The 25,544-nt window shown below is 50.3% G+C and carries 21 protein-coding genes and 1 rRNA gene; 14 read left to right on the top strand and 8 right to left on the bottom strand.

Annotated features, from left to right (window positions below; translation table 11 throughout):
* Positions 1-18 precede the first annotated feature (18 nt).
* On the bottom strand, positions 19-834 hold the full coding sequence (locus C7T94_RS18550; protein ID WP_107217490.1) for a purine-nucleoside phosphorylase: 816 nt from the start codon (positions 832-834) through the stop codon (positions 19-21).
* Positions 797-1,867: a tetraacyldisaccharide 4'-kinase gene (lpxK, locus tag C7T94_RS18545; RefSeq protein ID WP_107217488.1), complete on the bottom strand. Its 1,071-nt coding sequence runs from the start codon at positions 1,865-1,867 to the stop codon at positions 797-799. Before lpxK ends, C7T94_RS18550 begins: the two co-directional genes overlap by 38 nt.
* Before the next feature lie 250 nt (positions 1,868-2,117).
* Between lpxK and C7T94_RS18540 the strand changes: the two genes are divergently transcribed.
* From C7T94_RS18540 to C7T94_RS18530, 3 genes are all read left to right on the top strand, one after another.
* Entirely contained in the window at positions 2,118-2,414 is a 297-nt protein-coding gene (locus C7T94_RS18540; protein WP_107217486.1) for a Dabb family protein, read from the top strand.
* Between the two features lie 104 nt (positions 2,415-2,518).
* The gene (gene pruA / locus C7T94_RS18535; RefSeq protein ID WP_107217484.1) at positions 2,519-4,153 is read left to right on the top strand and encodes an L-glutamate gamma-semialdehyde dehydrogenase; all 1,635 of its coding nucleotides are present in this window, start codon (positions 2,519-2,521) and stop codon (positions 4,151-4,153) included.
* A 191-nt stretch (positions 4,154-4,344) separates the two neighbouring features.
* Positions 4,345-5,805, top strand: a complete 1,461-nt coding sequence (locus tag C7T94_RS18530) for an alpha-L-fucosidase (RefSeq protein ID WP_107217482.1) — start codon at positions 4,345-4,347, stop codon at positions 5,803-5,805.
* Between the two features lie 57 nt (positions 5,806-5,862).
* Here the strand turns inward: C7T94_RS18530 and can are convergent, their stop codons facing one another.
* The 3 genes from can to C7T94_RS18515 all read right to left on the bottom strand — a co-directional run bounded on the left by can (position 5,863) and on the right by C7T94_RS18515 (position 8,431).
* Positions 5,863-6,519 carry a carbonate dehydratase gene (gene can / locus C7T94_RS18525; RefSeq protein WP_107217480.1) on the bottom strand — a complete coding sequence of 219 codons (657 nt, stop codon included), beginning with the start codon at positions 6,517-6,519 and terminating at the stop codon, positions 5,863-5,865.
* A gap of 1 nt (position 6,520) precedes the next feature.
* A complete protein-coding gene (locus C7T94_RS18520) occupies positions 6,521-8,128 on the bottom strand; it encodes a SulP family inorganic anion transporter (protein WP_107217478.1) in 1,608 nt (535 codons plus the stop codon).
* A gap of 75 nt (positions 8,129-8,203) precedes the next feature.
* Complete coding sequence (locus C7T94_RS18515; RefSeq protein WP_239495068.1) at positions 8,204-8,431, bottom strand: hypothetical protein; 228 nt, start codon at positions 8,429-8,431, stop codon at positions 8,204-8,206.
* Positions 8,432-8,682: 251 nt separating this feature from the next.
* On the opposite strand from C7T94_RS18515, the gene C7T94_RS18510 reads away from it, so the two are divergent.
* From C7T94_RS18510 to C7T94_RS18480, 7 genes are all read left to right on the top strand, one after another.
* A complete protein-coding gene (locus C7T94_RS18510; protein ID WP_107217474.1) occupies positions 8,683-9,918 on the top strand; it encodes a porin in 1,236 nt (411 codons plus the stop codon).
* 14 nt (positions 9,919-9,932) lie between these two features.
* Positions 9,933-11,474: an acyl-CoA carboxylase subunit beta gene (locus tag C7T94_RS18505; protein WP_107217473.1), complete on the top strand. Its 1,542-nt coding sequence runs from the start codon at positions 9,933-9,935 to the stop codon at positions 11,472-11,474.
* A gap of 17 nt (positions 11,475-11,491) precedes the next feature.
* Positions 11,492-12,658, top strand: coding sequence for an MFS transporter (locus C7T94_RS18500; protein WP_239495067.1), 1,167 nt, complete (start codon positions 11,492-11,494; stop codon positions 12,656-12,658).
* A 55-nt stretch (positions 12,659-12,713) separates the two neighbouring features.
* On the top strand, positions 12,714-13,121 hold the full coding sequence (locus tag C7T94_RS18495; RefSeq protein WP_204353324.1) for a GNAT family N-acetyltransferase: 408 nt from the start codon (positions 12,714-12,716) through the stop codon (positions 13,119-13,121).
* Between the two features lie 33 nt (positions 13,122-13,154).
* Entirely contained in the window at positions 13,155-14,267 is a 1,113-nt protein-coding gene (locus C7T94_RS18490) for a M42 family metallopeptidase (protein WP_107217471.1), read from the top strand.
* A 122-nt stretch (positions 14,268-14,389) separates the two neighbouring features.
* The gene (locus C7T94_RS18485; RefSeq protein ID WP_107217469.1) at positions 14,390-16,804 is read left to right on the top strand and encodes an alpha/beta hydrolase family protein; all 2,415 of its coding nucleotides are present in this window, start codon (positions 14,390-14,392) and stop codon (positions 16,802-16,804) included.
* A 108-nt stretch (positions 16,805-16,912) separates the two neighbouring features.
* Complete coding sequence (locus C7T94_RS18480; protein WP_107217467.1) at positions 16,913-18,481, top strand: helicase HerA-like domain-containing protein; 1,569 nt, start codon at positions 16,913-16,915, stop codon at positions 18,479-18,481.
* A 157-nt stretch (positions 18,482-18,638) separates the two neighbouring features.
* On the opposite strand, the gene C7T94_RS18475 is transcribed toward C7T94_RS18480, so the two are convergent.
* The gene (locus tag C7T94_RS18475; protein ID WP_239495066.1) at positions 18,639-19,700 is read right to left on the bottom strand and encodes a glycoside hydrolase family 76 protein; all 1,062 of its coding nucleotides are present in this window, start codon (positions 19,698-19,700) and stop codon (positions 18,639-18,641) included.
* A 164-nt stretch (positions 19,701-19,864) separates the two neighbouring features.
* Between C7T94_RS18475 and C7T94_RS18470 the strand changes: the two genes are divergently transcribed.
* Genes C7T94_RS18470 through C7T94_RS18455 form a run of 4 tightly spaced genes read left to right on the top strand, consistent with a single transcriptional unit; the run spans position 19,865 to position 23,505 of the window.
* Positions 19,865-21,049 (top strand): glycosyltransferase family 87 protein, encoded by a 1,185-nt coding sequence (locus C7T94_RS18470; RefSeq protein WP_107217465.1) that lies wholly within the window; start codon positions 19,865-19,867, stop codon positions 21,047-21,049.
* Between the two features lie 13 nt (positions 21,050-21,062).
* Positions 21,063-21,797, top strand: coding sequence for a class I SAM-dependent methyltransferase (locus tag C7T94_RS18465; RefSeq protein ID WP_107217463.1), 735 nt, complete (start codon positions 21,063-21,065; stop codon positions 21,795-21,797).
* On the top strand, positions 21,794-22,732 hold the full coding sequence (locus tag C7T94_RS18460; protein ID WP_107217461.1) for a glycosyltransferase family 2 protein: 939 nt from the start codon (positions 21,794-21,796) through the stop codon (positions 22,730-22,732). The genes C7T94_RS18465 and C7T94_RS18460 overlap by 4 nt, the downstream gene beginning before the upstream one ends.
* Positions 22,729-23,505 (top strand): polysaccharide deacetylase family protein, encoded by a 777-nt coding sequence (locus tag C7T94_RS18455; protein ID WP_107217459.1) that lies wholly within the window; start codon positions 22,729-22,731, stop codon positions 23,503-23,505. The genes C7T94_RS18460 and C7T94_RS18455 overlap by 4 nt, the downstream gene beginning before the upstream one ends.
* Before the next feature lie 53 nt (positions 23,506-23,558).
* Here C7T94_RS18455 and C7T94_RS18450 read toward each other — a convergent pair whose 3' ends face one another.
* Together C7T94_RS18450 and rrf are read right to left on the bottom strand one after the other, a co-directional pair.
* On the bottom strand, positions 23,559-25,304 hold the full coding sequence (locus tag C7T94_RS18450) for a S8 family peptidase (protein WP_107217456.1): 1,746 nt from the start codon (positions 25,302-25,304) through the stop codon (positions 23,559-23,561).
* A gap of 168 nt (positions 25,305-25,472) precedes the next feature.
* Positions 25,473-25,544: ribosomal RNA gene (gene rrf, locus C7T94_RS19780) — 5S ribosomal RNA — on the bottom strand; the annotation flags it as partial.

Genomic DNA, 25,544 nt, shown 5'->3' with positions numbered 1-25,544 from the left:
ATCTTAAAGCGACCGGCATTATACAGAAGCAATTAAACCCTTTAATATTTCGGTCATTTTAGGTTCTGCACGACCTGCAGTTTCCAGGATATCTTCTAAACTGAAAGGCTGCAGATCTTCCGGAAAACCTTCATCTGTCAGCACGGAAACTGCAAAAACGGGCAGCGCCATGTGGTTGGCAACAATGACTTCCGGCACGGTACTCATCCCGACGGCGTCAGCGCCAATGATGCGCAGGTAGCGGTATTCTGCTTTGGTCTCGAGGTTGGGTCCCGATACGGCAACATAGACTCCTTTATGGCAGGCAATATCTACCGAACGGGCCAGCTCAGTTGCTTTATTGATCAGTTCCCGGTTGTAGGGCTGGCTCATGTCGGGAAATCTTGGTCCGAGGTCGCTGTCATTAATTCCGCGCAAAGGATTATCGGGCTGAAGGTTGATGTGATCCTCGATAATCATCAGATCACCTTTTTTGAATGCGGGGTTCAAAGAGCCCGCTGCGTTCGAAACGAAAAGATTTTTTATTCCCAGCATTTTCATGACCCGCACCGGAAAGGTAATCTGCTGCATGGAATAACCTTCGTAATAGTGCAGACGGCCTTGCATGGCCACCACTTTTTTTCCTTCGAGCGTGCCGAAAATCAGTTTGCCTGAGTGAAATTCCAGCGTAGAAATGGGAAAGTTTGGAATGTTTGCGTACAGAAGTTGCTGGGATACCTCCATTTCCTTCACGAGTCCCCCAAGACCGGTGCCCAAAATGATCCCGACTTCGGGTTCAAAATTTTCTGTTTTCCGTTTAATGTAATCTACGGTCTCTTGCAGCGCTCTTAACATAATTTAAAATTTCCAGATCAAAGCCAGATTCGCCTTCATCGAAAAAGGCGGTCTCTATGGGAATGTAATATACGGGCAAATTTAAGAGTAAATCTCTTAAACTTTCATCTAATAAACGTTGTGCATCCTTTTCTGTTGTCAGCACCACTTTTTTATCTGTGGGCAGGGTTTTGTACTCCTCTATTATGTTTTCAAGATCCTTCCGGTCAAAGGGATGATGGTCTTTAAAAGCCAGGTGTTTGATCTGCCAGCCCCGCTGCCTGAGGGCAGATTTGAGCGGCAGGGGATTCGCGATACCGGTAAGCAATAAAGCATGTCCGCCAGCATCGAGCCGGAGTGGTGAGGCATGTTCTTCCAGCAAGGACACAGGCGGCGCATACCAGATGCCGGAATAATAGATCTTCTGACCCGGCCGGGGCTCCAGCACCGCCTCAAAGAGCTGCTTTTCTGCTCCGGAAGGCGGCCCGGGAAGTTTCGTAACAACCATGAGGTCTGCCCGCCTCCGTGCGCTGAAAACATCGCGCAGGTTACCAGAAGGAAGCAGAAACTGCTTTCGGCGCAGCGTGTTGTGGTCAAAAAGCAGCAATGAATATCCGGGGCGAACGGCGCGATGCTGGTAAGCATCGTCCAGGATGACGACATCATGTGATGAAGCCAGCAGGCGCAGGCCGGGTGCCCGCCGCTCTGAAACAGCAACTGTTACACCGGGAAATTTCTGCAGGTACTGCATTGGCTCATCGCCTATATCGGCGGCGGTGCTTTGCGGCGTTGCACAAATATACCCGCGGGTCTGGCGCCCGTAGCCCCTGCTCAAAATGGCGACCTTGTAATGTGGTTGCAGCAACCTTACAAGGTATTCTGTCTGCGGCGTTTTGCCGGCTCCACCCAATGCAATATTGCCCACACAGATAACGGGCACTGAAAAAGACTCGGATTTGAAAACACCCGTGTCAAACAGAAAATGCCTCAGCCTGATCACCAGGCCGTACAAGACCGAAAAAGGAAAAAGAAGGAGGCGAATGGCGCTTAACATGCAGCCCAAAAGTAAACAATTACGGGCAATTGACGGGCGGCAGAAAATGGGGAAGCCGGCTTTGGTGCTGAGAACGAAATGCTGCGTATACACCTCGAGTCCTGCAAAGTTGGTAACTTTTGTAAAGTTACCAACTTTAAGTTAAAAAATAAACTAGAAATTAATTTTGCTGCCGCTTTGCAAGATATATCCGGCCCATTCATGTCTGCCGAAATTGTACTTTTGCCAGGCCAACTATGGCACTCCTTATATGATCGCACATCACGTTTTGTTCTGGCTTAAACCAGAAACCACAGAAGCAGAAAAACTCGCATTTAAAGACGGACTTGAATCACTGAAAGACATCGAAGTAGTGAAGCATTTTCATGCGGGAACCCCCGCCCCCATTGAGCGGGCTGTGGTCGACACCACCTACACCTTTAGCCTGCTTCTTCTGTTCGATGACCTCGCCGCACACGACACCTACCAGGTACATCCGCTGCACAAGGCCTTTCTTGAGCAGTTCCGCATATTTTTTGAACGGGTCGTTATCTATGACGCACACTAGCCACGCCTCAATATAGCCATATTTTAACCGCATTATCCCGCGAATTAACCGCAGCCGGATAAAAAACTTTAAAGTCGTATCTTTGTGTACAAAATCAATACACCATGACCAAAGGATTTTTTAACGTACCCGAGCCTGTTAACGAGCCGATCTTGAGTTATGCGCCCGGCACAAAAGAACGCGCTGCCCTGAAGGCTGCGCTGGCCGAAGCCAGAGCCACTCAGCTCGATATTCCCATGTACATCGGCTCGGAAAAAGTATATACAGATAATAAAGGAACAGTAGTTCCTCCGCACGACCACCAGCATGTGCTGGCTACCTATAACATAGGCAGCAAACAGCATATTGAACAGGCCATTGATGCGGCACTTGCGGCAAAATCAGCCTGGGAAAAAATGTCCTGGGAAAACCGGGCGGCCATCTTCCTGAAAGCTGCTGACCTTATTGCGGGCAAATACCGGTATAAGCTGAACGCCGCCACCATGCTCGGCCAGTCTAAAAATGCTTATCAGGCTGAAATTGATTCAGCCTGCGAGATCATCGACTTTCTGCGGTTCAATGTCAGCTACATGAGCGAGATCTACAGTCAGCAACCGCCGGTATCGCCGCGCGGCAGCTGGAACCGCGTGGAGCAGCGTCCGCTGGAAGGTTTCGTTTTTGCCCTGACACCCTTCAATTTCACCGCCATTGCCGGTAACTTGCCGAGTTGCGTAGCCATGATGGGTAACGTAGTTGTCTGGAAACCTGCCGATACCCAGGTCTATGCAGCCAACGTCCTGATGGAAATTTTCAGGGAAGCAGGTGTTCCCGACGGTGTGATCAACCTGATCTATGTTGACGGCCCGGAAGCCGGAAGCGTGATATTCAATCACCCTGACTTTGCAGGCATCCACTTTACGGGTTCCACCGCAGTGTTCCAGGAGATCTGGAAAACCATTGGTACAAACATTCATAAGTATAAAACCTATCCGCGTATCGTTGGCGAAACCGGCGGCAAAGACTTCATCCTCGTTCACCAGTCGGCAGACATAGCTGCCGCCGCTACGGCCATTGTACGCGGCGCCTTTGAATACCAGGGACAAAAATGTTCGGCCGCATCGCGGGTGTACGTTGCAGAAAGTATCTGGCCACAGGTTAAAGAACTCATGCTGAAAGACCTTTCAACCATGAAAATGGGACCGACAGAAGATTTCAGCAACTTTATCAATGCGGTAATTAACGAACGTTCGTTTGATAAACTGGCCCGGTACATCGATGCCGCGAAGACAGACGCCGGCGTTGAGGTGATTGCCGGCGGCAATTACGATAAATCGGTAGGCTACTTCGTCGAACCGACTGTCCTCGTTGTTCAGGATCCGAAATATACCACCATGTGCGAGGAGCTTTTTGGCCCGGTGCTGACCGTTTATGTTTATGCTGATGCTGAATTTGAGTCGATCCTGAAAGTGATCGATGAGACTTCTGTTTACGCTTTGACCGGCGCTGTACTGTCCCAGGACCGATATGCTGTAGAACAGGCAACATATGCCTTGCGGAATGCGGCCGGCAACTTTTACATCAATGACAAGTGTACTGGTGCCGTGGTGGGCCAGCAACCATTTGGCGGCGCACGCGGATCTGGGACGAACGACAAAGCTGGTTCGATGATCAATTTGTTGCGCTGGGTATCGCCCCGCACCATCAAAGAAACCTTCGAGCCGCCGGTCGATTACCGGTACCCATTCCTGGCAGAAGATTAACACAAGATACAGGCGCCCCAGGGCGCCTTTTTTATGGCTATTCCTGTAGCGGGAAAGCCCGCAATCAGCTTCCGCAGGGCCAAATGCTTCATTAAAATGCAAATTAAGCTGAACAATAGCGCGCAGCGGGGCTGTAGTTTTATACTCCTGCCAGGAACAAGCATCCGCCGGCAGGCTAAACATCCTAGCACATGAGAAGAAGAATTCTGGCCATTTGCCTGGCCTTGGCGGCCTCCTCTGTCGCCGCCCAGACATTCGAACCGAACTGGAACTCGTTGAACACACGTAAAATTCCTGAATGGTTCCACCGTGATAAGTTCGGCATTTTTATACACTGGGGCGTGTATGCAGTTCCAGCCTTTGCTCCCGTCATTTCAAACAGCGGAGACAGTTATTCAGAATGGTACTGGTACCGGATCAAAGAGAAAAAACAGGCTTTCAAGGCTTTCCATGACAAAAATTACGGTGCAGACTTTCCGTATTCCGGCTTTGAGAAAAGTTTCAAAGCCGAATTATTCGATCCGCAACAATGGGCAGATGTTTTCAAAAAATCGGGCGCACGCTATGTCGTGCTCACATCAAAACACCATGAGGGTTATGCCCTCTGGCCCAGCAAAGAGGCTGATCGCAGCTGGCAAAGACCCTGGAATGCCGTGACCGGAACGCCCGGGCGGGATTTGCTCGGCGACCTTACAAAAGCGGTCAAAGGCAGTGGCTTGAAAATGGGTTATTATTATTCGCTGTACGAATGGTACAATCCGCTGTGGCTTAAAGACCGAAAACGCTTCGTTGCCGAACATTTGTTTCCGCAGTTCAAGGACCTGGTATCGACCTACAAACCCTCGCTGATCTTCTCCGACGGTGAGTGGGACCTGAAAGATTCAGAATGGCGAAGCCCCGAACTGCTTGCCTGGCTGTACAATGAATCGCCGGTGGCCGCAGAGGTAGTTGTAAACGACCGCTGGGGCAGCAACACACGGGAGAAAAATACCGCTTCTACCTATACGACCTCAGAGTATGGCAGCGGGAAAGATGCCAGCATCGTCTGGGAAGAAAGCCAGGGTATCGGCCATTCATATGGCTATAACCGCAACGAGCGCCTGGAAGATTACAAAACAAGCCGTGACCTGATTCTCCTTTTGTGTGATATTGTTTCGAGGGGCGGAAACCTCCTGCTCGATATCGGGCCAACCGCCGACGGTCGTATCCCGGTCATCCAGCAACAACGCCTCCGGGATATTGGAGACTGGCTGGCTGTTAATGGCGAAGCTATCTATGGCACCGAAGCCTACGATACACCTTACCAATGGAGCGAAGGCACACGGCCGGAACAAAAAGGCAGCAGTTATATGGCTGGCTACAGCATTGCCGGGCTCACAACACCCAAGGCGGGAACGGCGCACATTGAAAACTTCTTTACCCGCAAAGGCACTGATCTGTATTGCATTTATCCGACTTTTGACCGTAAGCTGCGCATCCGGAATTTCAGGCCGGCGGCCGGCGCAGTGGCACATCTACTGGGCAGCAAGCTTTCATTTCGCATCAAACGTGCCGGCAATGACAGCATCATTGACCTGTCCCGCCTGGGGCCGGGCGATATTCCCTCCGGATTATTTGTTCTGAAACTGGAAAACGCACTTCAGGGCCGGTAAAAAAGAAACCCCGAAAGCATGATGCCTTCGGGGTTTCAGCGTATTAATCGGCCTTAATTACCCAAAACGGAATATCGGCGCAAGTTGCTCGTTGTTTTTGCAGCTTACCTGCAGGTCTTTGATCAGACCGGTTTTCAAGCTGTATACCCATCCGTGCAGCGACAGCTCCTGGCCGTTGCGCCATGCATTCTGAACAATATTGGTCTTGCTCAGGTTATAAACTCCCTCGACTGCATTCAGTTCGACGAGCCGGTCAAAACGCGAATCGCTGTCAGGAAGCTGGTTGAGTTCATCTTCGTGCAGGCGGTACACGTCTTTAATGTTTCGCAGCCAGTTGTCAATGATGCCAACCTGCGCGTTACCAAGCGCTGCGTTCACACCACCACAACCGTAGTGACCACATACAATAACGTGACGTACCTTTAACACATTGACTGAATAGTCAAGAACGCTCAACATGTTCAGGTCTGTACCCACAACCACGTTAGCAATGTTCCTGTGAACAAAGATATCGCCCGGACGGGTGTGGGTGATCTGGTTAGCCGGTACCCGGCTGTCTGAACAGCCAATCCAGAGAACCGGGGGCTTCTGGCCTTTCGAGAGGTTGTCAAAAAACGCCGGATCTTCGTTTAACGTTTCGGCAACCCATTCTTTGTTACCCTCCAATAGACTTTCGTAAGTGATGTCTTCGGTATTCTGTTGCTTAGCACACATATTATTTGTTTTCTAGTTCTTCTTTGATGTTGTTGTTAATTTTAGGGACGGTGTAATGTTTCTTGATATTCTCCAGAATAACGATGATTCCCTTGGTATAAGCGTTGTGCTTAAAATTATAAATTGTCTCCAGAACATCGGGATCAATGTATCTTGAGTTTTTACCATCGATAATAACAGTCGTTTCGCCTGGAATGTTGTTCAGCATAACCTGGATCGAAGCCTTATTCAGGAACGAAACCTCCTCAGCGAGTTTGATCCGCAGGTTCTTCTTGTCGCCTTCTTCCTGGATCTTGTAGAAAAAAGGATTGCGCATGTTTGTTCTGAGCAGGTAAAAGATTGAAACGGCCATGCCAATTCCCACACCTTTGAGCAGGTCGGTAAACAGCACCGCCGTTACAGTGGCTACAAAAGGAATAAACTGGTCCCAGCCCTTCTGGTACATGTGTTTGAACAAGGCAATCCGGGTCAGTTTGTAACCCGTAACAAGCAGGATCGCTGCAAGACAGGCCAGCGGAATCAGGTTAATGATGGTTGGAATGAACAGGAATGACAACAGGAGCAGACAGCCGTGCATAATTGTCGACATCTTTGTCCGCGCCCCTGCATTCGTATTGGCAGAACTGCGCACGATTACCGAGGTCAATGGTAAACCACCCAGAAAACCACTTGTCATGTTACCCAAACCTTGTGCAACCAGTTCACGATTCGTAGGCGAAACCCGTTTGATTGGGTCGATCTTGTCAATGGCCTCCAAACTGAGCAGGCTTTCAAGACTGGCCACCACAGCAATGGTCGCTGCAATGATGAGCACCTTCGGATTCGTAACCGAGGCAAAATCAGGCAGCTGGAACAGGCTTGTAAACTCGCCCCATCCGTTAATAACGGGAATGGCTACCAGCTGTTCGGACCGCAAAGCACTTCCTGAGTTCTGGAACACGAAATTAAGCGCAATGCCCACCAATACCACAATCAGCGGAGCGGGTATCAGGGCAACGCCTTTAATTTTGGGCCAGAGCAGCAGAATGGCTATAGACACCGAACTGATCACGACAGCTGCGAGGCTGAAATGACCGAGTGCAGACTGTATGGCTGAAAACGTGTTTTCATGATCACGTTGAAAAAAACCTTCGTCGCCGAAAAAATCAGAGTCAACGCCCAATGCATGCGGCAGCTGCTTCAAAATGAGGATAAGACCAATGGCGGCCAGCATGCCCTCAATTACGCTGGATGGAAAATAATTTCCGATGGTGCCGGCCTTGATTAATCCAAGGACGATCTGAAGAACGCCCGCCAGCATAACGGCCATCATAAACATGGGGTAGTTGTTGAGCTGCGTAATCGCGCCGAGCACGATTACCGTCAGACCAGCAGCGGGTCCGCTCACACTGAGTTGCGAACCGCTGGCCGCGCCAATTACGATGCCACCAACAATACCCGATACCAGACCCGCAAACAGGGGGGCACCGGATGCCAGTGCGATGCCAAGGCACAGCGGAAGAGCAACCAGAAAAACGACGATACTGGAAGGTATGTCTTTCTTCAGGTTTTTGGGAAGAAAATATTTTTTAATAGATGAGCCAGATTTGGCTGCATGATCATTTTGCATAAAAATTCACGTTGAAAATGTGGAAAAGACATAAAAAGGGGCACAAAAACTCCTCGTAAGTTTTGCACCGGTGTCTTAGACAACGTTGGGCGGAGGCGTGGGAACGGTGGGATGGTATGGATCTACATACCTGCGGTTATGATCAATAAAACTGTTGTTCAGCAAGATGGGCCTGAGCATGGCATGGTGCATGCTCGGCGATAAAAAATCGATGAGCTTATAGTCCAGGTAACTGACGCCCTCCTTCGAGGAGTCTTTTTCATTGCCATGTTCCAGCTCCAGCTGCATGATCACAGCGTTCATAAGTTTCTTGTCTGCACACTTAAAAAATACCGGCGCACCCGAAATCCCCATTTTTGCTAGAAATACAAAAATGAAAGTGAGTGCAATCAGAACTTTATATTTCCTTAGAAACATAGCATATTCTTACAGGTGTAGAATTACAAAAATAACAGGAAATTCAGATTATCAACCTTTTTGCTGTAATAAAAATGTAATTTGCTTACCCCAGATGCAAAAATCGTATTTTCGCAGGCATTGACGATTAAATCTACATGAAGAAATTTGTTGCCATTCCCGTTCTGATACTTCCCCTTTGTTCGCTTGCTCAAAATAACAATGCCCCGTCCAGTTATGATCCGCATGAGATCCACATTTCGGGTTATTTCCAGACGCAGTTTCAGAAAGCCTCGGCTCCGGGAATCAGTTCGTTTTCTGCAGGCGATTTTGGAGAAAACAGCGACAACAGGTTTCTCATTCGCCGGGGGCGGCTCAAGGTAGACCGGGCAGACAAATACACCAATATAGTTTTTCAAATCGATGCCACGCAGAACGGCTTTCTGCTGATGGATGGTTTTATCCAGATCCATGAACCAAACACCCGAAGGTGGATGCTCACAGCAGGGCTTTTTAACCGTCCGTTCGGGCATTCTATAGCCTATTCGTCCGGATACAGGGATTTTCCTGAACGGGCCCGCGTTTTTCAGACGCTCATGCCGCGCGAGCGCGATCTGGGTGCGATGGTTACTTATAGACCACAGACCGCACTTAAGTTCCTGACTGCCAACCTGGGCGTTGTGAATGGCAGCGGCCTTACCGCACGCGACTACGATAAGAGAAAAGACATTATCGGCAGCCTCTCGTTCGGGTTTGACAGCCTGGCGGGTAAAAAATTCGACCTGGGCTTTGGTTTTTCGGGCTATAAGGGATACGTACGCAGCGGCACCAGCACCTATTTTTCCCGCCACGGAGATGGGTATATGGCAAATACAGCTCCCGATGTGGAAGGTACCTACCTGAAGCGCGACTATGCCGGCGCCGATCTGCAGCTCAGTTACCGGTCTCTGCTCGGAGAAACGATCTTTAAAACGGAGTATATTATCGGCTACCAGCCGGGCATCGCCAATTCGGAAGATGTAACGGGGCCTGCCGCAAGTCAGAGCTTTACTGCTCAGCCCAAAACAGACCTGTTCCTGCGTAAGTTTGATGGGTATTATTTCTGGCTCAGCCACCGGATCGCCAAAACGAAATTGTCGGCCCTCCTTGCTTATGATGTGTACGATCCAAATATCGAGCTGGCAGGCGAGGAGATCGGGCAGGCCGGCAATTTTACGACTGCCGGCGACATCAAATACAGCACTCTGGGTTATGGGCTCACGTACCTGATCGGGGAACGGATCAAGTTTACACTTTATAACGAACATGTGGTGAACGAAGACACGGGACTCGAAAATTATACATCAGATATCAGGGACGACGTATTTACGGCACGGCTGCAGTACCGGTGGTAATAAACAGACATAAAATGGAAAACAAACTCGATATCCTGAAGAAAAAGCAGGAAGCTGCACTTCAAGGCGGAGGCGAAACACGCATAGCGGCGCAGCATAAAAAAGGAAAACTGACCGCCCGTGAGCGCATTCATTTTCTTTTAGATGAAGGCTCGTTCGAGGAGATCGGCATGTTTGTAACCCACCGCAGCACCGACTTCGGCATGCAGCATGAAAAATACCCCGGCGATGGGGTTGTGACCGGCTATGGCACCATTAACGGCCGGCTTACGTATGTCTTTTCACAGGATTTCACAGTGTTCGGAGGTTCGCTTTCTGAAACCCATGCAGAAAAAATCTGCAAGATCATGGACATGGCCATGAAAAACGGCGCACCGCTGATCGGTCTGAACGACAGCGGCGGAGCAAGGATCCAGGAAGGTGTGGTTTCGCTGGGCGGTTACGCGGATATCTTTTACCGCAATGTACAGGCATCCGGCGTTGTACCGCAATTATCGGTTATAATGGGGCCCTGCGCAGGCGGTGCTGTCTACTCGCCAGCCATAACGGATTTTATCTTGATGGTCGAACACACCTCTTATATGTTCGTTACCGGCCCTAATGTGGTTAAGACCGTTACACATGAGGAGGTCTCTGCAGAAGAGCTGGGCGGTGCAGCGACGCATGCCACAAAATCTGGGGTAACCCATTTTGCCTGCGCGAACGAAATCGAGGCCATTAACCAGGTTAAAAATCTGCTGGCTTATATGCCACAGAACTGCGAAGAAAAACCCGTGCCTCTGCCCTATGACCTTGCCGATGAATTGCGACCCGGACTCAATGCCATTATTCCGGAAAACGCATCCCAGCCTTACGACATGCGTGATGTGATCGCCGAAGTGGCCGATTCCGCGACATTTACGGAGGTGCATAAAGACTACGCCGAAAACATCGTTGTGGGGTTTGCCCGTTTGGGCGGTCGCAGCATTGGCGTCATAGCCAATCAACCTGCTTATCTGGCTGGCGTTCTCGACAACCAAGCCTCGGTCAAGGCGGCCAGGTTTGTCCGTTTCTGCGATTGTTTCAATATTCCGCTGCTGGTGTTCGAAGATGTTCCGGGTTTCCTTCCGGGTACAGACCAGGAATGGAACGGCATCATCAGCAACGGCGCGAAATTACTTTATGCATTTAGCGAAGCGACCGTTCCCCGCATTACGGTCATTACCAGGAAAGCTTACGGCGGTGCTTATGACGTGATGAACTCCAAACACATCGGCGCCGATCTGAATTATGCCTGGCCCGGCGCGGAAATCGCGGTGATGGGCGCCAAGGGTGCAGCCGAGATCATTTTCAGGCGCGAAATTACTGCCGCCGAAGATCCCCGCGAAAAATGGCTGGAAAAGGAGAAGTTATACTCAGACACCTTTGCAAACCCCTACCGGGCAGCTGAACGCGGTTTTGTTGACGAGGTAATCGAACCCGAGCAGACCAGGAGCAAACTGATCCGGGCCTTTAAAATGCTTGAAAACAAAGTAGTGAACCTGCCCAGAAAAAAACATGGCAACATTCCATTGTAAGCCGGCTATACCGATACATGACCTTACCTAAATCAACCATCCTGCTGATGGCCTTTTGCACAGGCCTCATTGTTGCTAACATCTATTACTGCCAGCCGCTTGTCATCCTCATTGCGAAGGAGTTTAACATTCCTGAACACATTGCCGGCAGAATCACCTACCTGACGCAGGCTGGTTATGCCCTTGGCCTGTTTTTGCTGGTTCCGCTGGGCGACATGTTCGAGCGCAAACGGCAAATCCTTGTTATTACCGGCCTGGCTAGTTTTTCATTGCTGCTGGCGGCGCTTGCTAGAAACTTCCTGCTGCTGCAGGCCGTTAGTTTCCTGATCGGCGCGTGTTCCATCGTACCGCAGCTTATCCTGCCCATGGCTGCCAACCTGAGCGATGACCGCAGCAGGGGGCAGAACATCGGTGTGGTGATGAGCGGACTGCTTGTCGGCATCCTTGCCTCAAGGGCCGTAAGCGGAAGCATAGGCTTCTGGCTGGGCTGGCGCGCCGTTTATTACCTTGCGGCAGCCATCTGCGTTTCGCTTATCGTGCTCATGGCGGCGCGGTTTCCAAAAAGTCAGCCTTCTTTTCGGGGCTCATACGGTTCGCTGATGCGCTCCATGTTCAGCTACATCCGTACCGAGGCCATGCTGCGCGAAGCCTCACTGATTAATTTCCTGGCGTTTGCCATCATCAGCGGTTTCTGGACGGTCATGGTGCTTTTCCTGGCTAACCCGCCCTATAGTTTTCAGGCATTGGAAATCGGCCTGTTTGGCATTGCCGGTGCGGCCGGAGCCCTGGCAGCACCGCTGGTAGGTAAGCTGAGCGGAGGAAGAAATCCGCGGCGCAACCTGATGATCGGTTTCCTGCTTCAGCTGCTTAGCATAGCTATTTTTTATTTCACAGGCACCAACATTTATCTCTTCGTTACCGGCATCATCCTGATCGATATTGCCCAGCAGGCCATCCACGTAACAAACCAGACACGCATTTACACCATTGCGCCCGAAGCGCGCAACCGGCTCAATACCGTTTTTATGTCGGTCAGTTTCGTTGGTGCCAGTATTGGCTCTGCACTTGGCCTCTGGCTCTGGGACCAGGGCGGCTGGGCTTTGTTTAACACCGGCATAGGGGCGATTACAGTGATCAATATCCTGATCTATCAATTTTACGGGAAGAAACAACCCGTTTTGTAATTTAGCTGCGCTGAAGGCCAAAATAGTCAGGACCACCAGCTAAATTGATTGCAATATGTCAGAAATCAAAGAGATTCCCGCCTCTGTCACCTGGCCACTGCGGCAGCGGGTGATGTACCCCGAAGCGCAACAAGACGACGTCAGGCTGGAAACCGACCACCTGGGCAAACATTTCGGACTGTTTGATGGGGCCCAGCTGCTTTCGGTCGTTTCCGTTTTTCAACATGGTGATGATTTTCAATTTCGTAAGTTTGCCACCAGCACTGCCGAACAGGGGAAGGGCCACGGCAGCCGTTTGCTGCAGCATGTGATCGGCTACTGCGGCCGGCTCGGAGCACGGAGACTGTGGTGCAATGCCCGGGTATCGGCCCGGCCTTTTTATAAGCGCTTCGGTTTCAGTTCTGCTGGCGAAGCTTATGAAAAGGCTGGCATCAGTTACATCAAAATGGAACGGTTTTTCTGACCTGAATGGCAGGCTTCATATTTTAAAAGAATTATGGCAAAGAAAAAAGAAGAAAAAAACAAACACACGGGAGTGGTAACGCCCACTTCGCTGGCGTTCTTTGAAAAGTACATCAATAACCCTTCGCCGACCGGCTTTGAATGGGCAGGCCAGCGCATGTGGCTCGACTACCTCGAACCGTACGTAGATGAATACTTTACAGACAATTACGGCACGGCTGTCGGCGTGATCAATCCGCAGGCAAATTACAAGGTCGTCATTGAAGCACATGCCGATGAGATCTCCTGGTTTGTCAATTACATCACCAGCGATGGCTTGATCTATGTGATCCGCAACGGCGGTTCCGACCACCAGATCGCACCCTCCAAACGGGTTAATATCCACACCGACCAGGGGATCGTAAAAGCGGTTTTCGGATGGCCTGCCATTCATACCCGCCACGGTGAAAAGGAAGAAGCCCCGCAGTTGAAGAACATTTTCCTGGATTGCGGCTGCACGTCAAAAGAGGAAGTGGAGAAACTGGGTATTCATGTAGGCTGCGTTGTAACCTATGAAGATGAATTTATGGTGCTGAACGACCGCTATTATGTAGGCCGTGCACTTGACAACCGTGCCGGTGGGTTTATGATCGCAGAGGTAGCCCGCTTGTTGAAAGAGAATAACCAGACCCTCCCCTTCGGCCTGTATATCGTCAACTCAGTCCAGGAAGAAATCGGTCTGCGCGGTGCCGAAATGATTGCCCACCGCATTAAACCGAATGTAGCTATTGTGACCGATGTGACACACGATACCACTACGCCGATGATCAACAAAATTACGCAGGGCGATCTGGCCTGCGGCCGCGGCCCGGTGGTATCTTATGCCCCGGCTGTACAGACCAACCTGAATAAGCTGCTGATTCGCACTGCAGAGCAGCATGGCATTCCATTCCAGCGTCAGGCCTCTTCGCGTTCGACCGGAACAGATACCGACTCATTTGCGTATTCAAACGGCGGCGTGCCTTCTGCGCTGATTTCCCTGCCGCTCAGGTATATGCACACCACCGTTGAAATGATCCATAAAGAAGATGTGGATAATGTTATCCGACTGATCTATGAAAGCCTGCTGAACATCAGCGATGGACAGGACTTCAGAACATTCCAATAATAAGCCAGCCCTGCAGTTCCCTGCAGGGCTTTTTTTATGACCGGCAGTCCGTGTAAAGTTCAGATTACATGTGCAATTCGACCAGGCTTTTAACGATCTTTACGCTAGTCAAACTAACTTCTATGTTAAAAAAACTACTTCAGCTCACACTTGCGGCTGTGCTTGCTGCACCAACGGTCACGGCGCAGGATAATCAGGGCTACCAGCGCCCGCCAAAAGAAATTGCCGACCTCGTTCTTGCAGCGCCCACACCAGGCGTTAGCCTGAACAGCAGCGGCGAATGGATGCTTTTTTCCGAGCGCCCATCATATCCCTCGGTCGAAGAACTGGCTCAGCCAGAGTACCGCATTGCCGGTATGCGCTTGAATCCTGCGAATTATTCACCCAGCAGGCAGTCGTTCATAAGCGGTTACAGCCTTAAAAATGTACGTTCCGGACTGTCATTCGCGGTATCGGGCCTGCCCAAGCCCTTATTTGCCGGAGCGCCGGCCTGGAGCCCTTCGGGCAGCCGCATTGCTTTTACACATACTACGCAGAAAGGCGTTGACCTCTATGTGATCGATGTAGCCAGTAAAAAGGCCACGAAGATCAACAAACAATACCTGAACGTAGTTCTTGGCAGCGGGATCACCTGGATCAACGATAAGGAATTGCTTTACCGGGTCATTACCAAACCGGCATCAGCCGCACCGGCCCGGCCGCTGATGCCAACCGGACCAGCCGTTCAGCAAAACCTGGGCAAGGCGGCTCCCAGCCCCACGTACCAGGATCTGATCCGCTCGCCTTTCGACGAGCAGCTCTTTGCATTTTTTGCAACCTCACAGCTGGTACGAAACGATGGCGCGGTTGAAAAACCGGTCGGCCAGCCGGCAATACACCTGAGTGTTTCGCTCTCGCCCGACAAAAAGTATCTGCTCATGCGCAGCATTCGGAAGCCATTTTCTTACCTGGTGTCGGCTTACGGCTTTCCTTCGGCGATCAGCATCACAGACCTGAACGGAAAAGTGGTAAAGGAACTGGCCGTTCTGCCTTCGAGCGAAGGCACGCCTTCGGGCTATGACAATACGCAGAACGTTCCGCGGGCATTTGACTGGCGCGACGATGCGGCTGCAACAGTAACCTGGGCACAGCCCCTTGACAGTGGCCTGATCAAAAAGCAGGTACCGTTTCACGATGCCGTGTTTGCACTCGCTGCGCCGTTTACCGGCGAACCGCAAACGCTCTTTAAAACAGCCAGCCGCTTTCGGTCTGTGCTCTGGGGAAATGAAAACCTGGCTCTGGTTACCGAGGGCTTAAGAAGCAAACAAACAATTACCGTGAGCCGACTTGACCCGGCTAGCGGTAAACTCGAAACGCTTTTTAGCCGCAACCAGACAGATGCATACAATGACCCCGGCAGCCCGGTAACGGTTAAAAACAAGTTTGGCAGAGAAGTCATCAAACTTGTCGACAATGGCAGCAAATTGCTGATGAACAACCAGACCGGGTCTTCGTCTAAAGGGGATTTGCCGTTCCTGGCCAAGTTCGACCTGTCTTCGAAGAAAAACGAGATCATCTGGCGTTCTGCCGAAGGCACATATGAGTATGTAGCAGATGTAATCGATCCTGACAAACTTGTTCTTTTGACCAGACGCGAAAGCCAGCAGCTCGTACCTAATTATTATCTTAAAAACCTGGTGCTGCGCATTGCTGACAGGCCGGTAACAGATTTCAAAAACCCCTACCCATCGCTTGAAGGAATTACACGCCAGAAAATTGCATACAAACGGGCCGATGGCGTAGACCTGACCGGCGATCTCTATCTGCCAAAAGGATATGACAGATCAAAAGACGGTCCGTTGCCAACATTGATCTGGGCTTATCCGCGTGAATTCAACTCAGCGGCAGATGCTGCCCAGGTTCGCGGCTCCCAGCACCGGTTTACGACCATTAGCTGGGGCTCGCCGATTTACTGGGTAACCCGTGGTTATGCCGTGCTGGACAACGCCGAAATGCCGATCGTGGCGAAAGACGGCAAGCGCCCCAACGATACTTTTGTTGAGCAGCTCAAACTGAATGCTACCGCGGCTATAAATAAGCTGAGTGAGCTGGGCGTAGGCGATCCGAAGCGGATGGCTGTGGGCGGTCATAGCTACGGCGCCTTTATGACGGCGAACCTTCTGGCGCATACCAATATGTTTGCCGCAGGCATTGCACGCAGCGGCGCGTATAACCGTACATTAACGCCTTTTGGTTTCCAGAATGAAGAGCGTACCTACTGGCAGGCACCTGCGCTATATTACGAGATGAGTCCTTTCAGCTACGCAGATAAGATCAAAACACCTCTTCTGCTGATTCACGGCGACTCTGATGATAACCCGGGCACGTTCCCGATTAACAGCGAACGGCTCTTTAATGCCATTAAAGGTGCAGGAGGTACCACCCGTTTTGTTTTTCTGCCTTATGAGGCCCATGGCTACCGCGGCAGGGAAAATATCTTGCATACCCTTTGGGAACAGGATAGGTGGCTTGAAACCTATGTCAAGAACAAAAAATAAGTACCATAATGACAACAGGCCGGAAATACCGGCCTGTTGTCATTTAAGCCCGCGTCGTCCTTTCTAAATTATACAGGGTTTTCTTACATTGTACTTTCAATGCCACCTATGACAAACCTGACAACTGATTTTATAGAAAAGATCAATGATTCGTATACCTTTTCCACCCCATCCATCTGCCTGGGCGCCGGCATCCTGGACGGCCAGGTTCATGCAGCGGCTGCCGTCAACATCCCCCTGCGCATGATAAACAGGCACGGCCTGGTTGCCGGGGCCACCGGAACCGGGAAAACGCGCACCCTGCAGTTACTCGCTGAGCAGCTTTCAGATGCAGGCGTTCCGGTTTTCATGCTTGATGTAAAGGGAGATCTTTCCGGCTTGCATAAACCTGGAACGACCAATCCACGCATTCTGGAAAGGGCTGCACTCTTGCAAAAAGACTTCGTACCAGCCGGCTTTCCGGTCGAGCTCTATTCGCTTTCCGGCAATCTGGGTGCACCCATGCGCGCAACCGTTACCGAGTTCGGGCCGCTTCTGCTTGGTAAACTGCTCGACCTGAATGATACGCAGACCGGCGTGCTGTCAGTTATTTTCAAATACGCAGACGACAACGGCCTGCCCGTTGTGGACCTTAAAGACCTGAGAAAGCTCGTTTCTTACCTGGCCGATGGGCCTGGGGCCGCAGAGATCAAAGAAAGTTATGGCCGTATTTCTGCCTCCACATCGGGAACCATACTGCGAAAGATTGCCGCAATTGAACAACAGGGCTTGAGTGAATTGTTTGGCGAAACCTCTTTCGATATTGCCGACCTGCTGCAGCGGGTAGATGGCAAGGGCGTAATCAGCCTGCTCAATATTGCCGATGTACAACATCAGCCCATGCTCTATTCTACCTTTCTGCTAAGCCTGATTGTTGAAATCTACAACACGCTGCCCGAAGCGGGCGACCTTGACAAACCGAAGCTCGTGTTCTTTTTTGATGAAGCGCACCTGCTCTTCAAAGACGCCTCTGATGCATTCATGGAACAGATCGAAACCGTGATCCGCCTGATTCGCTCGAAAGGAGTGGGTATCTTCTTTTGCACGCAGGCACCCGCCGATGTTCCGCAACAGGTCTTGTCACAGCTTGGCAACCGAATCCAGCATGCTCTGCGCGCCTTTACGCCGAATGGCCTCGATGCCCTTAAAAAAACGGTAAAAACGTATCCGAGGTCGGCGTTTTATAAGATCGATGAATTGCTGACCGGGCTGGGGACCGGCCAGGCGCTTATTACGGTACTGAACGACAAGGGTATACCGACAGAGGTTGCCGCCACCATGCTCATGCCCCCCCGTGCAGAGATGGCTCCGCTCACGCAGGCCGAAACGCTCGCACTGGTCTCGGCAAGTGGAACCGGCGCCCGGTACCGCCAGGCGGTCGACTCCAGAAGCGCCTATGAAATGCTGATTGAACGGTTAAACAGCGCTGGCAACGGAAAAGAACATACTGAACCGACCGGCAATTCTAAACAACCACCGAACGGACAAAACCGGCGGTCAGCTGAGAAAAGCCTCATGGAGCAGGTATTGGGTGCACCGATTACCAGGCAGATCGGAAAGGAAATCGTACGCGGATTATTTGGGATGCTGACGGGCAGAAAAACCAGACATCGGTCTGGCGGCCTTTTCGGAGTTTAAACAAGAGACACGACCTCAAATAATGAACCCCATAAGTTGTTTTCCAACTTGTGGGGTTCAGTCTGAATTCGGGGCAGTCGTCATTCTTTAGTAAGCGGTTGCATGAAGTTCCAGGCACTCCGCCCCGCCTGATCTTATTCGATACGATTCTTCGGCTTTAGAGCCGGGCAAGCCTTGCATAAAACTCGAGCATGGCTGCCTGATCAATCAGCGCTTTCACTTTATGCCGGCCAATCAGCCCTGATGCATCGCGTTCTTCCTGCCAGATCCGTTCGCCTTCTGCTTTAAAAAAGTCGATGTACGCGGGATTCTTATCGATTTTGTAAAGATCCAGATAACCACGCAGCATGACCACATTGAACCAGTAATGTCCCGGCAGCTTGCCATCCTGATAAAAGAATGCTTTTCCGGCAGCAGCTATGCGCCTGGCCTCTTCCAGATAGGCCTTTTCTTTGGTAATCGTATAGAGGATCACTGCCGAATTGAGCATGGTGCCCGTGTTGTAAGTATATTTCTTTTTGTCGAGCGCAAGCGATGGAATTTTGATGTTATCAAAATAGAGCCCGTCTGTGTCCTGCAAATGCTTCTTGGTCCAGTTGTATAGAGAAACCGCGGTGTCCAGGTATTTTTTCTCGCCAGTCATCTGGAAGAGTTTAAGCGCCACCAGCACGCCTGGCCCGTTACTGCAGGTATTTTTTGTGTCTTTCTTATCTTCCTGCCAGTAAAGGCCGCCGCCGGCCAGTTCGTCATAACCGCTCATCATGAAACGATATATCTTTTTGCTGAGTTCAAGATACCGGGCATCTTTTGTGCGAAGGTAATTTTCGGCTGCAGTAATTCCCAGCCATTGGTTGTCATCGTAAAAACGGCTGTCGCGGCCGGCATCGGCAAGGTAAGAGCGGTAGCCCGGAATGGCTTCGTCTTTAGCATCGTAGCGTTCAATTGCCTTCATGACTCCCGGAAGATAAGGTTTGCCCGTCTTCAACGCGTCGACCTCGTTTGCACCATCCATGAGTGCGCAGAGCGGCCACAGAAAGGAATACCTGCGTTCCCGAGCTGTAGGAAGGTCCTTCTCGAAGTACAGTCCGGATGCCGGTTCATAAAATACGGTCTGAATATTTTTCCTGATCAGTTCAACGCGCTGTTTGTACACTTTGGGTTGTGCAAGGGCAACCTGCCCCAGAAGCAGCATACCGATAAAAAGTTTTAAGGTTCTCATTATGTGCTTGTGTTATCTAGGTCCAAGATAGCAAGTTTCACGATTAGCTAAAACAATTTATCAGCGAAGCCGAAGGCCGGAGCCGCATGTCTTACAACCAAGCTGTATGAAACGCCGAAAGACCTTTTTTGTCACAATTAAAATACATATCTTGCTGCAAAATTATGGCTCGAATTTTTCTGAATACGCTCGGCGGAAAGATCTTGCGTTTCCTCATGAGCAGGCCAACGCTGGTGGTGCTGTATCTGCTGCTTGCTGTTGTATCGGCGCTGAAGCAGTACCTGAACCATGCTATCAACAATTACCTGATCTTCAAATACACTTTTTGGCACAGTCTTCGGCTGCAGCCGCTGTATCCTGAATATCCGGCCGAATACATGGACAGCAACCACTACGGACCTTTCTTCGCCGTCATCATTGCCCCCTTTGCCATGATGCCCGACTGGGCAGGAGTCATCCTGTGGAATGTATGCAACACTGCAGTGCTCTTTTATGCCATCTGGCAGCTGCCGGTTACAGAGAACAAGCGAAAACTGATGCTCTGGATCTGCTCGCACGAGTTGCTAACCGCTTTGCTTTCGGTGCAGTTCAACGTGGGCATTACCGGGCTGATTCTCCTGACTTTCTGTTATCTGGAAAGACACAGGTTATTTCCCGCAACCGTAGCCATGATGATTGGCCTTTTCACGAAATTGTATGGCATTGTGGGTCTTGCTTTCTTTTTCTTTATCCGGCACAAATGGCGTTTTATAGGAACCTTTGCCGCGGTGTTCGTGGTCTTTATTATACTGCCGGCGGTTATTTCCAACTGGGCGTTTGTACAGGCGGGATACCGGGATTGGTACGCGTCGCTGCTCTATAAAAACTCCCTGAACCAGGTAAGCGATATGGCTGACATCTCTTTCTCGGGGTTTCTGCGGCGCAGCACCGGCTTGCACATCCCGGTGCTTTACGGCTGCCTCGGGGCAGCTGTTCTGCTAGGCCTCGCGCTGATGCGGCACAGGCAGCACGATGCCTCGCGGTTCCGGCTCCTGATTCTCTGTTATGTGCTGCTTTGCCTGGTTTTATTCAATACCAATGTCGAATCGCCCACGTATATTATTGCTTTTGCAGGCGTAGCACTTTGGTTTGTAACCGTTCCGCAGTCGCGGTATACGATAGGTCTGCTGGTATTTGCTATTGTGCTGACCAGCTTTTCGCCTTCAGATCTCTTCCCCAGGTTTGTGCGGGAAGACTACGTCAAACCTTATGCGCTGAAAGCATTGCCATGTATTCTGATCTGGTTTGACATTGCGGCCCGCGTATTGTTCGGCAATTTCATAACTTCGCCTGTCGGGCGCCAGGCCTGAAAAACCAATCATTATGAGCAAGGCGAGCAGACAAAAGGTGCCCGGGCAATGGGAACAATTCTGGACAACGAATCCTTCGGGCTTCGATGAGATCATGTGGCAGGCTACGGCCTATTTTGCTGAACAATTTGAAACGACTTTTCCCGGGAAAGGACAACGGCTGCTGGACCTGGGCTGCGGTCCGGGGTTCCTGGTCGATATGCTCAAAGAGCGCTACGATTTTATTCATGGTACAGACATATCTGCGCCTTACATAGACGGCTGCCGGAAGCGCCTTGGTGTTTCGGCCCGGCTGGATTTCAGCGTGACACCGGCCTATGATTTCCAGGCTTACGCCGATATCATTGTCAGGGAACGCATAACCCGCGTGCTTATGTTGAGCGTGCTGCAATATTATCCGTCGCTGCCCCGCGTCAGGGCGCTCCTGTCAGCACTTAAAGAAGCTTCCTCCCGGCAAAAATTCACCTGTATCCTTGCCGACATTATGCCTGAAGGGCATTCAGCTTTTTCTGACATTGTCAGCATCTCAGGCCATGCCTTACGCAAGGGCTATGCAACAAAGTTTGCAAAGTTTATCCTGTATGCATTGTTCTCAGATTACCGGAAAATCAAAAAACTGGGACTCTTGGAGATTAACCAGGATTTTTTTCGCGAGGCAGCGTCAGAGCTGGGTGTCGGCGTTACTTTTGTAAAAAACCTGAGCCTGCATTCGGGCCGCTATAATGTTGTATTAGATTTCACCGCGTGAAAAAACTGGTTTCTATCGTCATTCCCTCCTATAACGAAGCTGATAATATTCCGGTTATCGCAAACCGCATTGACGAGGTATTCAGCGGCCTGAACTACAGGTACGAGCTGATCCTGGTGGACGATGGCAGCAGCGACCGTTCGGTCGACGTGATTAACCGCCTGCGCGAAACGAACATCCATGTGTATTACCTGGAGTTCTCCAGAAATTTCGGCCATCAGCTTGCCGTGAAAGCAGGTCTGGACCATGCCTGTGGCGACTGTGTGATCAGCATGGACTGCGACCTGCAGCACCCACCTGAAGCCATACCCGAACTTTTGCAGAAATGGGAAGATGGCTTTGAAGTCGTTTACACTGTCCGGGAAGATGATAAAGATCTTTCCAAACGCAAGCGGGGTTCTTCCAGCCTTTTTTATACGTTGCTCAATGCCCTTTCAGACATAGAACTCGAGCCGGGTGCAGCTGATTTCCGGTTACTGGACAAAAAAGTAGTTAATGTGTTCAGGAATTTTCATGAAAGTGAACCCTTTCTGCGCGGACTTGTGAAATGGCTGGGCTTCAGGCAATACGCGCTACACTACACGCCGGCTAAACGTTTTTCGGGCAAAAGTAAATACACCCTGAAAAAAATGATGCGCCTGGCCCTGCATGGCGTCACCTCGTTCAGCATCAAGCCCCTGTATACGGCCGTTTACCTCGGTTTCGTATTTTCACTTGCGTCTGTTCTGTACGTACCTTATGTAATTTATGCCTTTTATACTGGTGTCGAAGTTTCCGGCTGGGCTTCTGTTATTATGACCATCGTTTTTTTCGGTGGTTTGCAACTGATCATTCTCGGCATTATCGGTATCTATGTTGGAAAGATGTTTATGCAAAGCAAAAACCGCCCGAATTACATTGTCCGTTCAGCCGTATTACCCGACCATATCTCATGATCCTGCTTAGTTTCGACATTGAAGAGTTCGACATGCCGTTTGAATATGGGCGCAACATCAGTTTTGCCGACCAGATAGCCATATCGCGGCAAGGTACAATGGCCATTCTGGATATTCTGGAGAAACACGCCGTTAAAGCTACCTTCTATTGCACGGTGATCTTTGCCAGAGAAATTCCTGATCTCCTGGAGCGCATTGCCGCCGCCGGACATGAACTCGCTTCACACGGATTTTACCATTCAGATTTTAAGCCGGAACACCTGCGTGAATCCAAACTGGAGCTGGAGCGACTTTCAGGACAGCCGGTTGCCGGCTACCGCATGGCACGTATGATGCCTGTCGACGAGAAGGAACTGTCAAAAGCAGGTTACACCTACAATTCTTCCATTAACCCGACGTTTTTACCCGGACGCTACAATAACCTGAACATGCCGCGAACATTTTTTATAAAAGAAGGGGTCTTGCAATTGCCGGCGTCTGTGACGCCTTTGTTCCGCTTCCCGCTTTTCTGGCTGTCGTTTCACAACCTGCCGCTATGGCTCTATCAGAAAATGGCACTTGCTACAGTTAAACATGATGGTTACCTGAACATCTATTTCCACCCCTGGGAGTTTACTGACCTGGACGATGCCCCGCGTTTTGGCTTTCCTGCTTATGTCAGACGAAACACCGGTGGTAAAATGGCAGCCAGGATGGACCAGTTTATCAGGCACATGCTCGGTAAGGGACTGCGCTTCACCACGACCCGCGATTTTATTCACAGCATTCAATAAAAAAGCCAGCCATGGTTAAACATGGCTGACCTGACCGTGCACATGGCACCGGTTTATTTATAGGTTTCGGCAAGTTTCAGCGCCTGGTAAGCATTAACAACGCCGCCGCTTACGCAGATATCTGAAAAAGGAACACGAACGGTTTCATCCCGCTCATTTTTATACTTCACTTTATGGTTCACCTTCACTACCGACTTCATCAAGATTTCACGAACCTGTTTAGGCGTTAATTTCGGGTAATAGGAAAGGATCAGTGCAGAAAGCCCGGCAACTACCGGCGAAGCCATACTTGTTCCGTCAAACTCCTCATACTTTGAATCAGGCACCGTAGAGTTGATCATGAAGCCGGGCGCGAAGACATCGACAGTGTGTTTTCCATAATTGGAGAACGAGGCCTTCAGGTCTTCATTGTCTGCATAAGCGCTCGCGCCGACTTCGATCCAGTTTGAGGCATGCGGCAGACTGAACTTTGCAGAATCAACCATCGGTTTCAGCGAGCTGAGCGGAGTTGGGCGGGGCTGCACGCCGTTCGGTGAAGGTGCAACCGGCAAACGGGCAGGTAATGCAGGTTTTTTATGCGCCTTTTCATAAGCGATGGCTTCGGGGCTCTCAAAAAACTTATTTGGGAAATTTGATTCGATGTCGTTATTCTGGTTCTCATTGCCTGCCGCATGGACCAGCAGTACGCCCTTCTGTTCGGCATACTTGACGGCAGAGTCGACCACCTGCTTGTTCCACTTGTAGGCTTTACCAAAACTCATGTTAATAACCCTGGCGCCGTTATCTACCGCGTAGCGAATGCCGTTGGCAACATCTTTATCGCGTTCATCGCCCTCTGGTACCACGCGAATCGACATGATGCTGATGTGGCTGGCCACACCGTTGATTCCCCTGTTGTTGTTCCGTTCGGCGCCAATGATGCCTGCCACGTGCGATCCGTGGTCGGCATTGGGGCCTTTCACATCATTATTTCCATAGTAACGCTCACTTGCGTTGTTGTAGTCATCGCCAACCAGTTTGGCTCGCTCATCGTACTTAGGGTTCAGGTTATAGTTGAGCATGACGTCATAATCCTTGTACGCCTTTTTCATGTTCTTATAGAACTTTTCAAAGCTGCCATCCTCTTTTGAGCCGCGGCGGATAATGGTCTTAACCTGCTCTTCTATTTCGTCATTTGCTTTATAGCTTTCAATGTCCTGGAGGGTTGGAACCGGCTTTTTAGTCGTTGCTGAAACCGAATCGATCACTTTGTTGATGGCTTGAATAACAGCGAATGTCTGGTAAGCGTCCTGATATCTTTTGCCATAATCGGCAGTCATTCTTTTAAACAGCGCAAATTCCTCGCGTTGGGTACTGTCTAAGGGTGTAGAGTTGATCGTGCTCTGGTACTTTGGCGCATACACACGCATCAGGCGAACCAGTTCAAGGTTATCATAGGCCAGATTGCCATTTTTTGAACCGATAAAATTCCAGCCGTGCACATCGTCGATGTAGCCATTGCCATCGTCGTCTTTGCCATTGCCAGCTATTTCTTTTTTATTTGTCCAAAGAACATTCTTCAGGTCTTCATGACCGATATCTGTACCTCCGTCGATCACCGCTACAATGATCTTTTCTTTCGGCTTCTTATTTTTCAGCAGCTCGCGGTATGCCTTTTCTGTACTGATGCCGAAATAGCCATTCTCTGCCAGGTCAAGATTAAACCAGTTTGCGGGCAATTTCACGTCTTTGCTTTGTGCAAAGCCGACGGTGCTGCCGAGCGCTAAACAGGCGGTTATAATAATTCTTCTAAATCTCATAGATGTAACTGATAACAAGATAAGTAATCTGCAATATTACGGATTTCGGTTAAGAGGGACCGAAGATTTGACATTTTTTAACATCCGCTAAGCGGAATTGTTTACCCAGGGCGAAACAGGGACAAAAACAAAAAGGCCTTAGCTAGTAAAAGCTAAGGCCAGTTTAAGATTTGGCACCGACCTACTCTCCCACGTGTTACCGCAGTACCATCGGCTCTGGCGGGCTTAACTTCTCTGTTC

This window comes from Pedobacter yulinensis (assembly GCF_003029735.1).
Taxonomy (GTDB): domain Bacteria; phylum Bacteroidota; class Bacteroidia; order Sphingobacteriales; family Sphingobacteriaceae; genus Pedobacter; species Pedobacter yulinensis.
Note: the sequence above shows the minus strand (reverse complement) of the source record. Positions and strands in the feature narration are given on the sequence as shown.

What these genes read in the sequence shown, in the direction of transcription:
- C7T94_RS18550 (WP_107217490.1), bottom strand. Translation starts at nt 834, where the DNA reads ATGTTAAGAGCGCTGCAAGAGACCGTAGATTACATTAAACGGAAAACA.
- lpxK (WP_107217488.1), bottom strand. Translation starts at nt 1,867, where the DNA reads ATGTTAAGCGCCATTCGCCTCCTTCTTTTTCCTTTTTCGGTCTTGTAC.
- C7T94_RS18540 (WP_107217486.1), top strand. Translation starts at nt 2,118, where the DNA reads ATGATCGCACATCACGTTTTGTTCTGGCTTAAACCAGAAACCACAGAA.
- pruA (WP_107217484.1), top strand. Translation starts at nt 2,519, where the DNA reads ATGACCAAAGGATTTTTTAACGTACCCGAGCCTGTTAACGAGCCGATC.
- C7T94_RS18530 (WP_107217482.1), top strand. Translation starts at nt 4,345, where the DNA reads ATGAGAAGAAGAATTCTGGCCATTTGCCTGGCCTTGGCGGCCTCCTCT.
- can (WP_107217480.1), bottom strand. Translation starts at nt 6,519, where the DNA reads ATGTGTGCTAAGCAACAGAATACCGAAGACATCACTTACGAAAGTCTA.
- C7T94_RS18520 (WP_107217478.1), bottom strand. Translation starts at nt 8,128, where the DNA reads ATGCAAAATGATCATGCAGCCAAATCTGGCTCATCTATTAAAAAATAT.
- C7T94_RS18515 (WP_239495068.1), bottom strand. Translation starts at nt 8,431, where the DNA reads ATGAACGCTGTGATCATGCAGCTGGAGCTGGAACATGGCAATGAAAAA.
- C7T94_RS18510 (WP_107217474.1), top strand. Translation starts at nt 8,683, where the DNA reads ATGAAGAAATTTGTTGCCATTCCCGTTCTGATACTTCCCCTTTGTTCG.
- C7T94_RS18505 (WP_107217473.1), top strand. Translation starts at nt 9,933, where the DNA reads ATGGAAAACAAACTCGATATCCTGAAGAAAAAGCAGGAAGCTGCACTT.
- C7T94_RS18500 (WP_239495067.1), top strand. Translation starts at nt 11,492, where the DNA reads ATGACCTTACCTAAATCAACCATCCTGCTGATGGCCTTTTGCACAGGC.
- C7T94_RS18495 (WP_204353324.1), top strand. Translation starts at nt 12,714, where the DNA reads ATGTCAGAAATCAAAGAGATTCCCGCCTCTGTCACCTGGCCACTGCGG.
- C7T94_RS18490 (WP_107217471.1), top strand. Translation starts at nt 13,155, where the DNA reads ATGGCAAAGAAAAAAGAAGAAAAAAACAAACACACGGGAGTGGTAACG.
- C7T94_RS18485 (WP_107217469.1), top strand. Translation starts at nt 14,390, where the DNA reads ATGTTAAAAAAACTACTTCAGCTCACACTTGCGGCTGTGCTTGCTGCA.
- C7T94_RS18480 (WP_107217467.1), top strand. Translation starts at nt 16,913, where the DNA reads ATGACAAACCTGACAACTGATTTTATAGAAAAGATCAATGATTCGTAT.
- C7T94_RS18475 (WP_239495066.1), bottom strand. Translation starts at nt 19,700, where the DNA reads ATGAGAACCTTAAAACTTTTTATCGGTATGCTGCTTCTGGGGCAGGTT.
- C7T94_RS18470 (WP_107217465.1), top strand. Translation starts at nt 19,865, where the DNA reads ATGGCTCGAATTTTTCTGAATACGCTCGGCGGAAAGATCTTGCGTTTC.
- C7T94_RS18465 (WP_107217463.1), top strand. Translation starts at nt 21,063, where the DNA reads ATGAGCAAGGCGAGCAGACAAAAGGTGCCCGGGCAATGGGAACAATTC.
- C7T94_RS18455 (WP_107217459.1), top strand. Translation starts at nt 22,729, where the DNA reads ATGATCCTGCTTAGTTTCGACATTGAAGAGTTCGACATGCCGTTTGAA.
- C7T94_RS18450 (WP_107217456.1), bottom strand. Translation starts at nt 25,304, where the DNA reads ATGAGATTTAGAAGAATTATTATAACCGCCTGTTTAGCGCTCGGCAGC.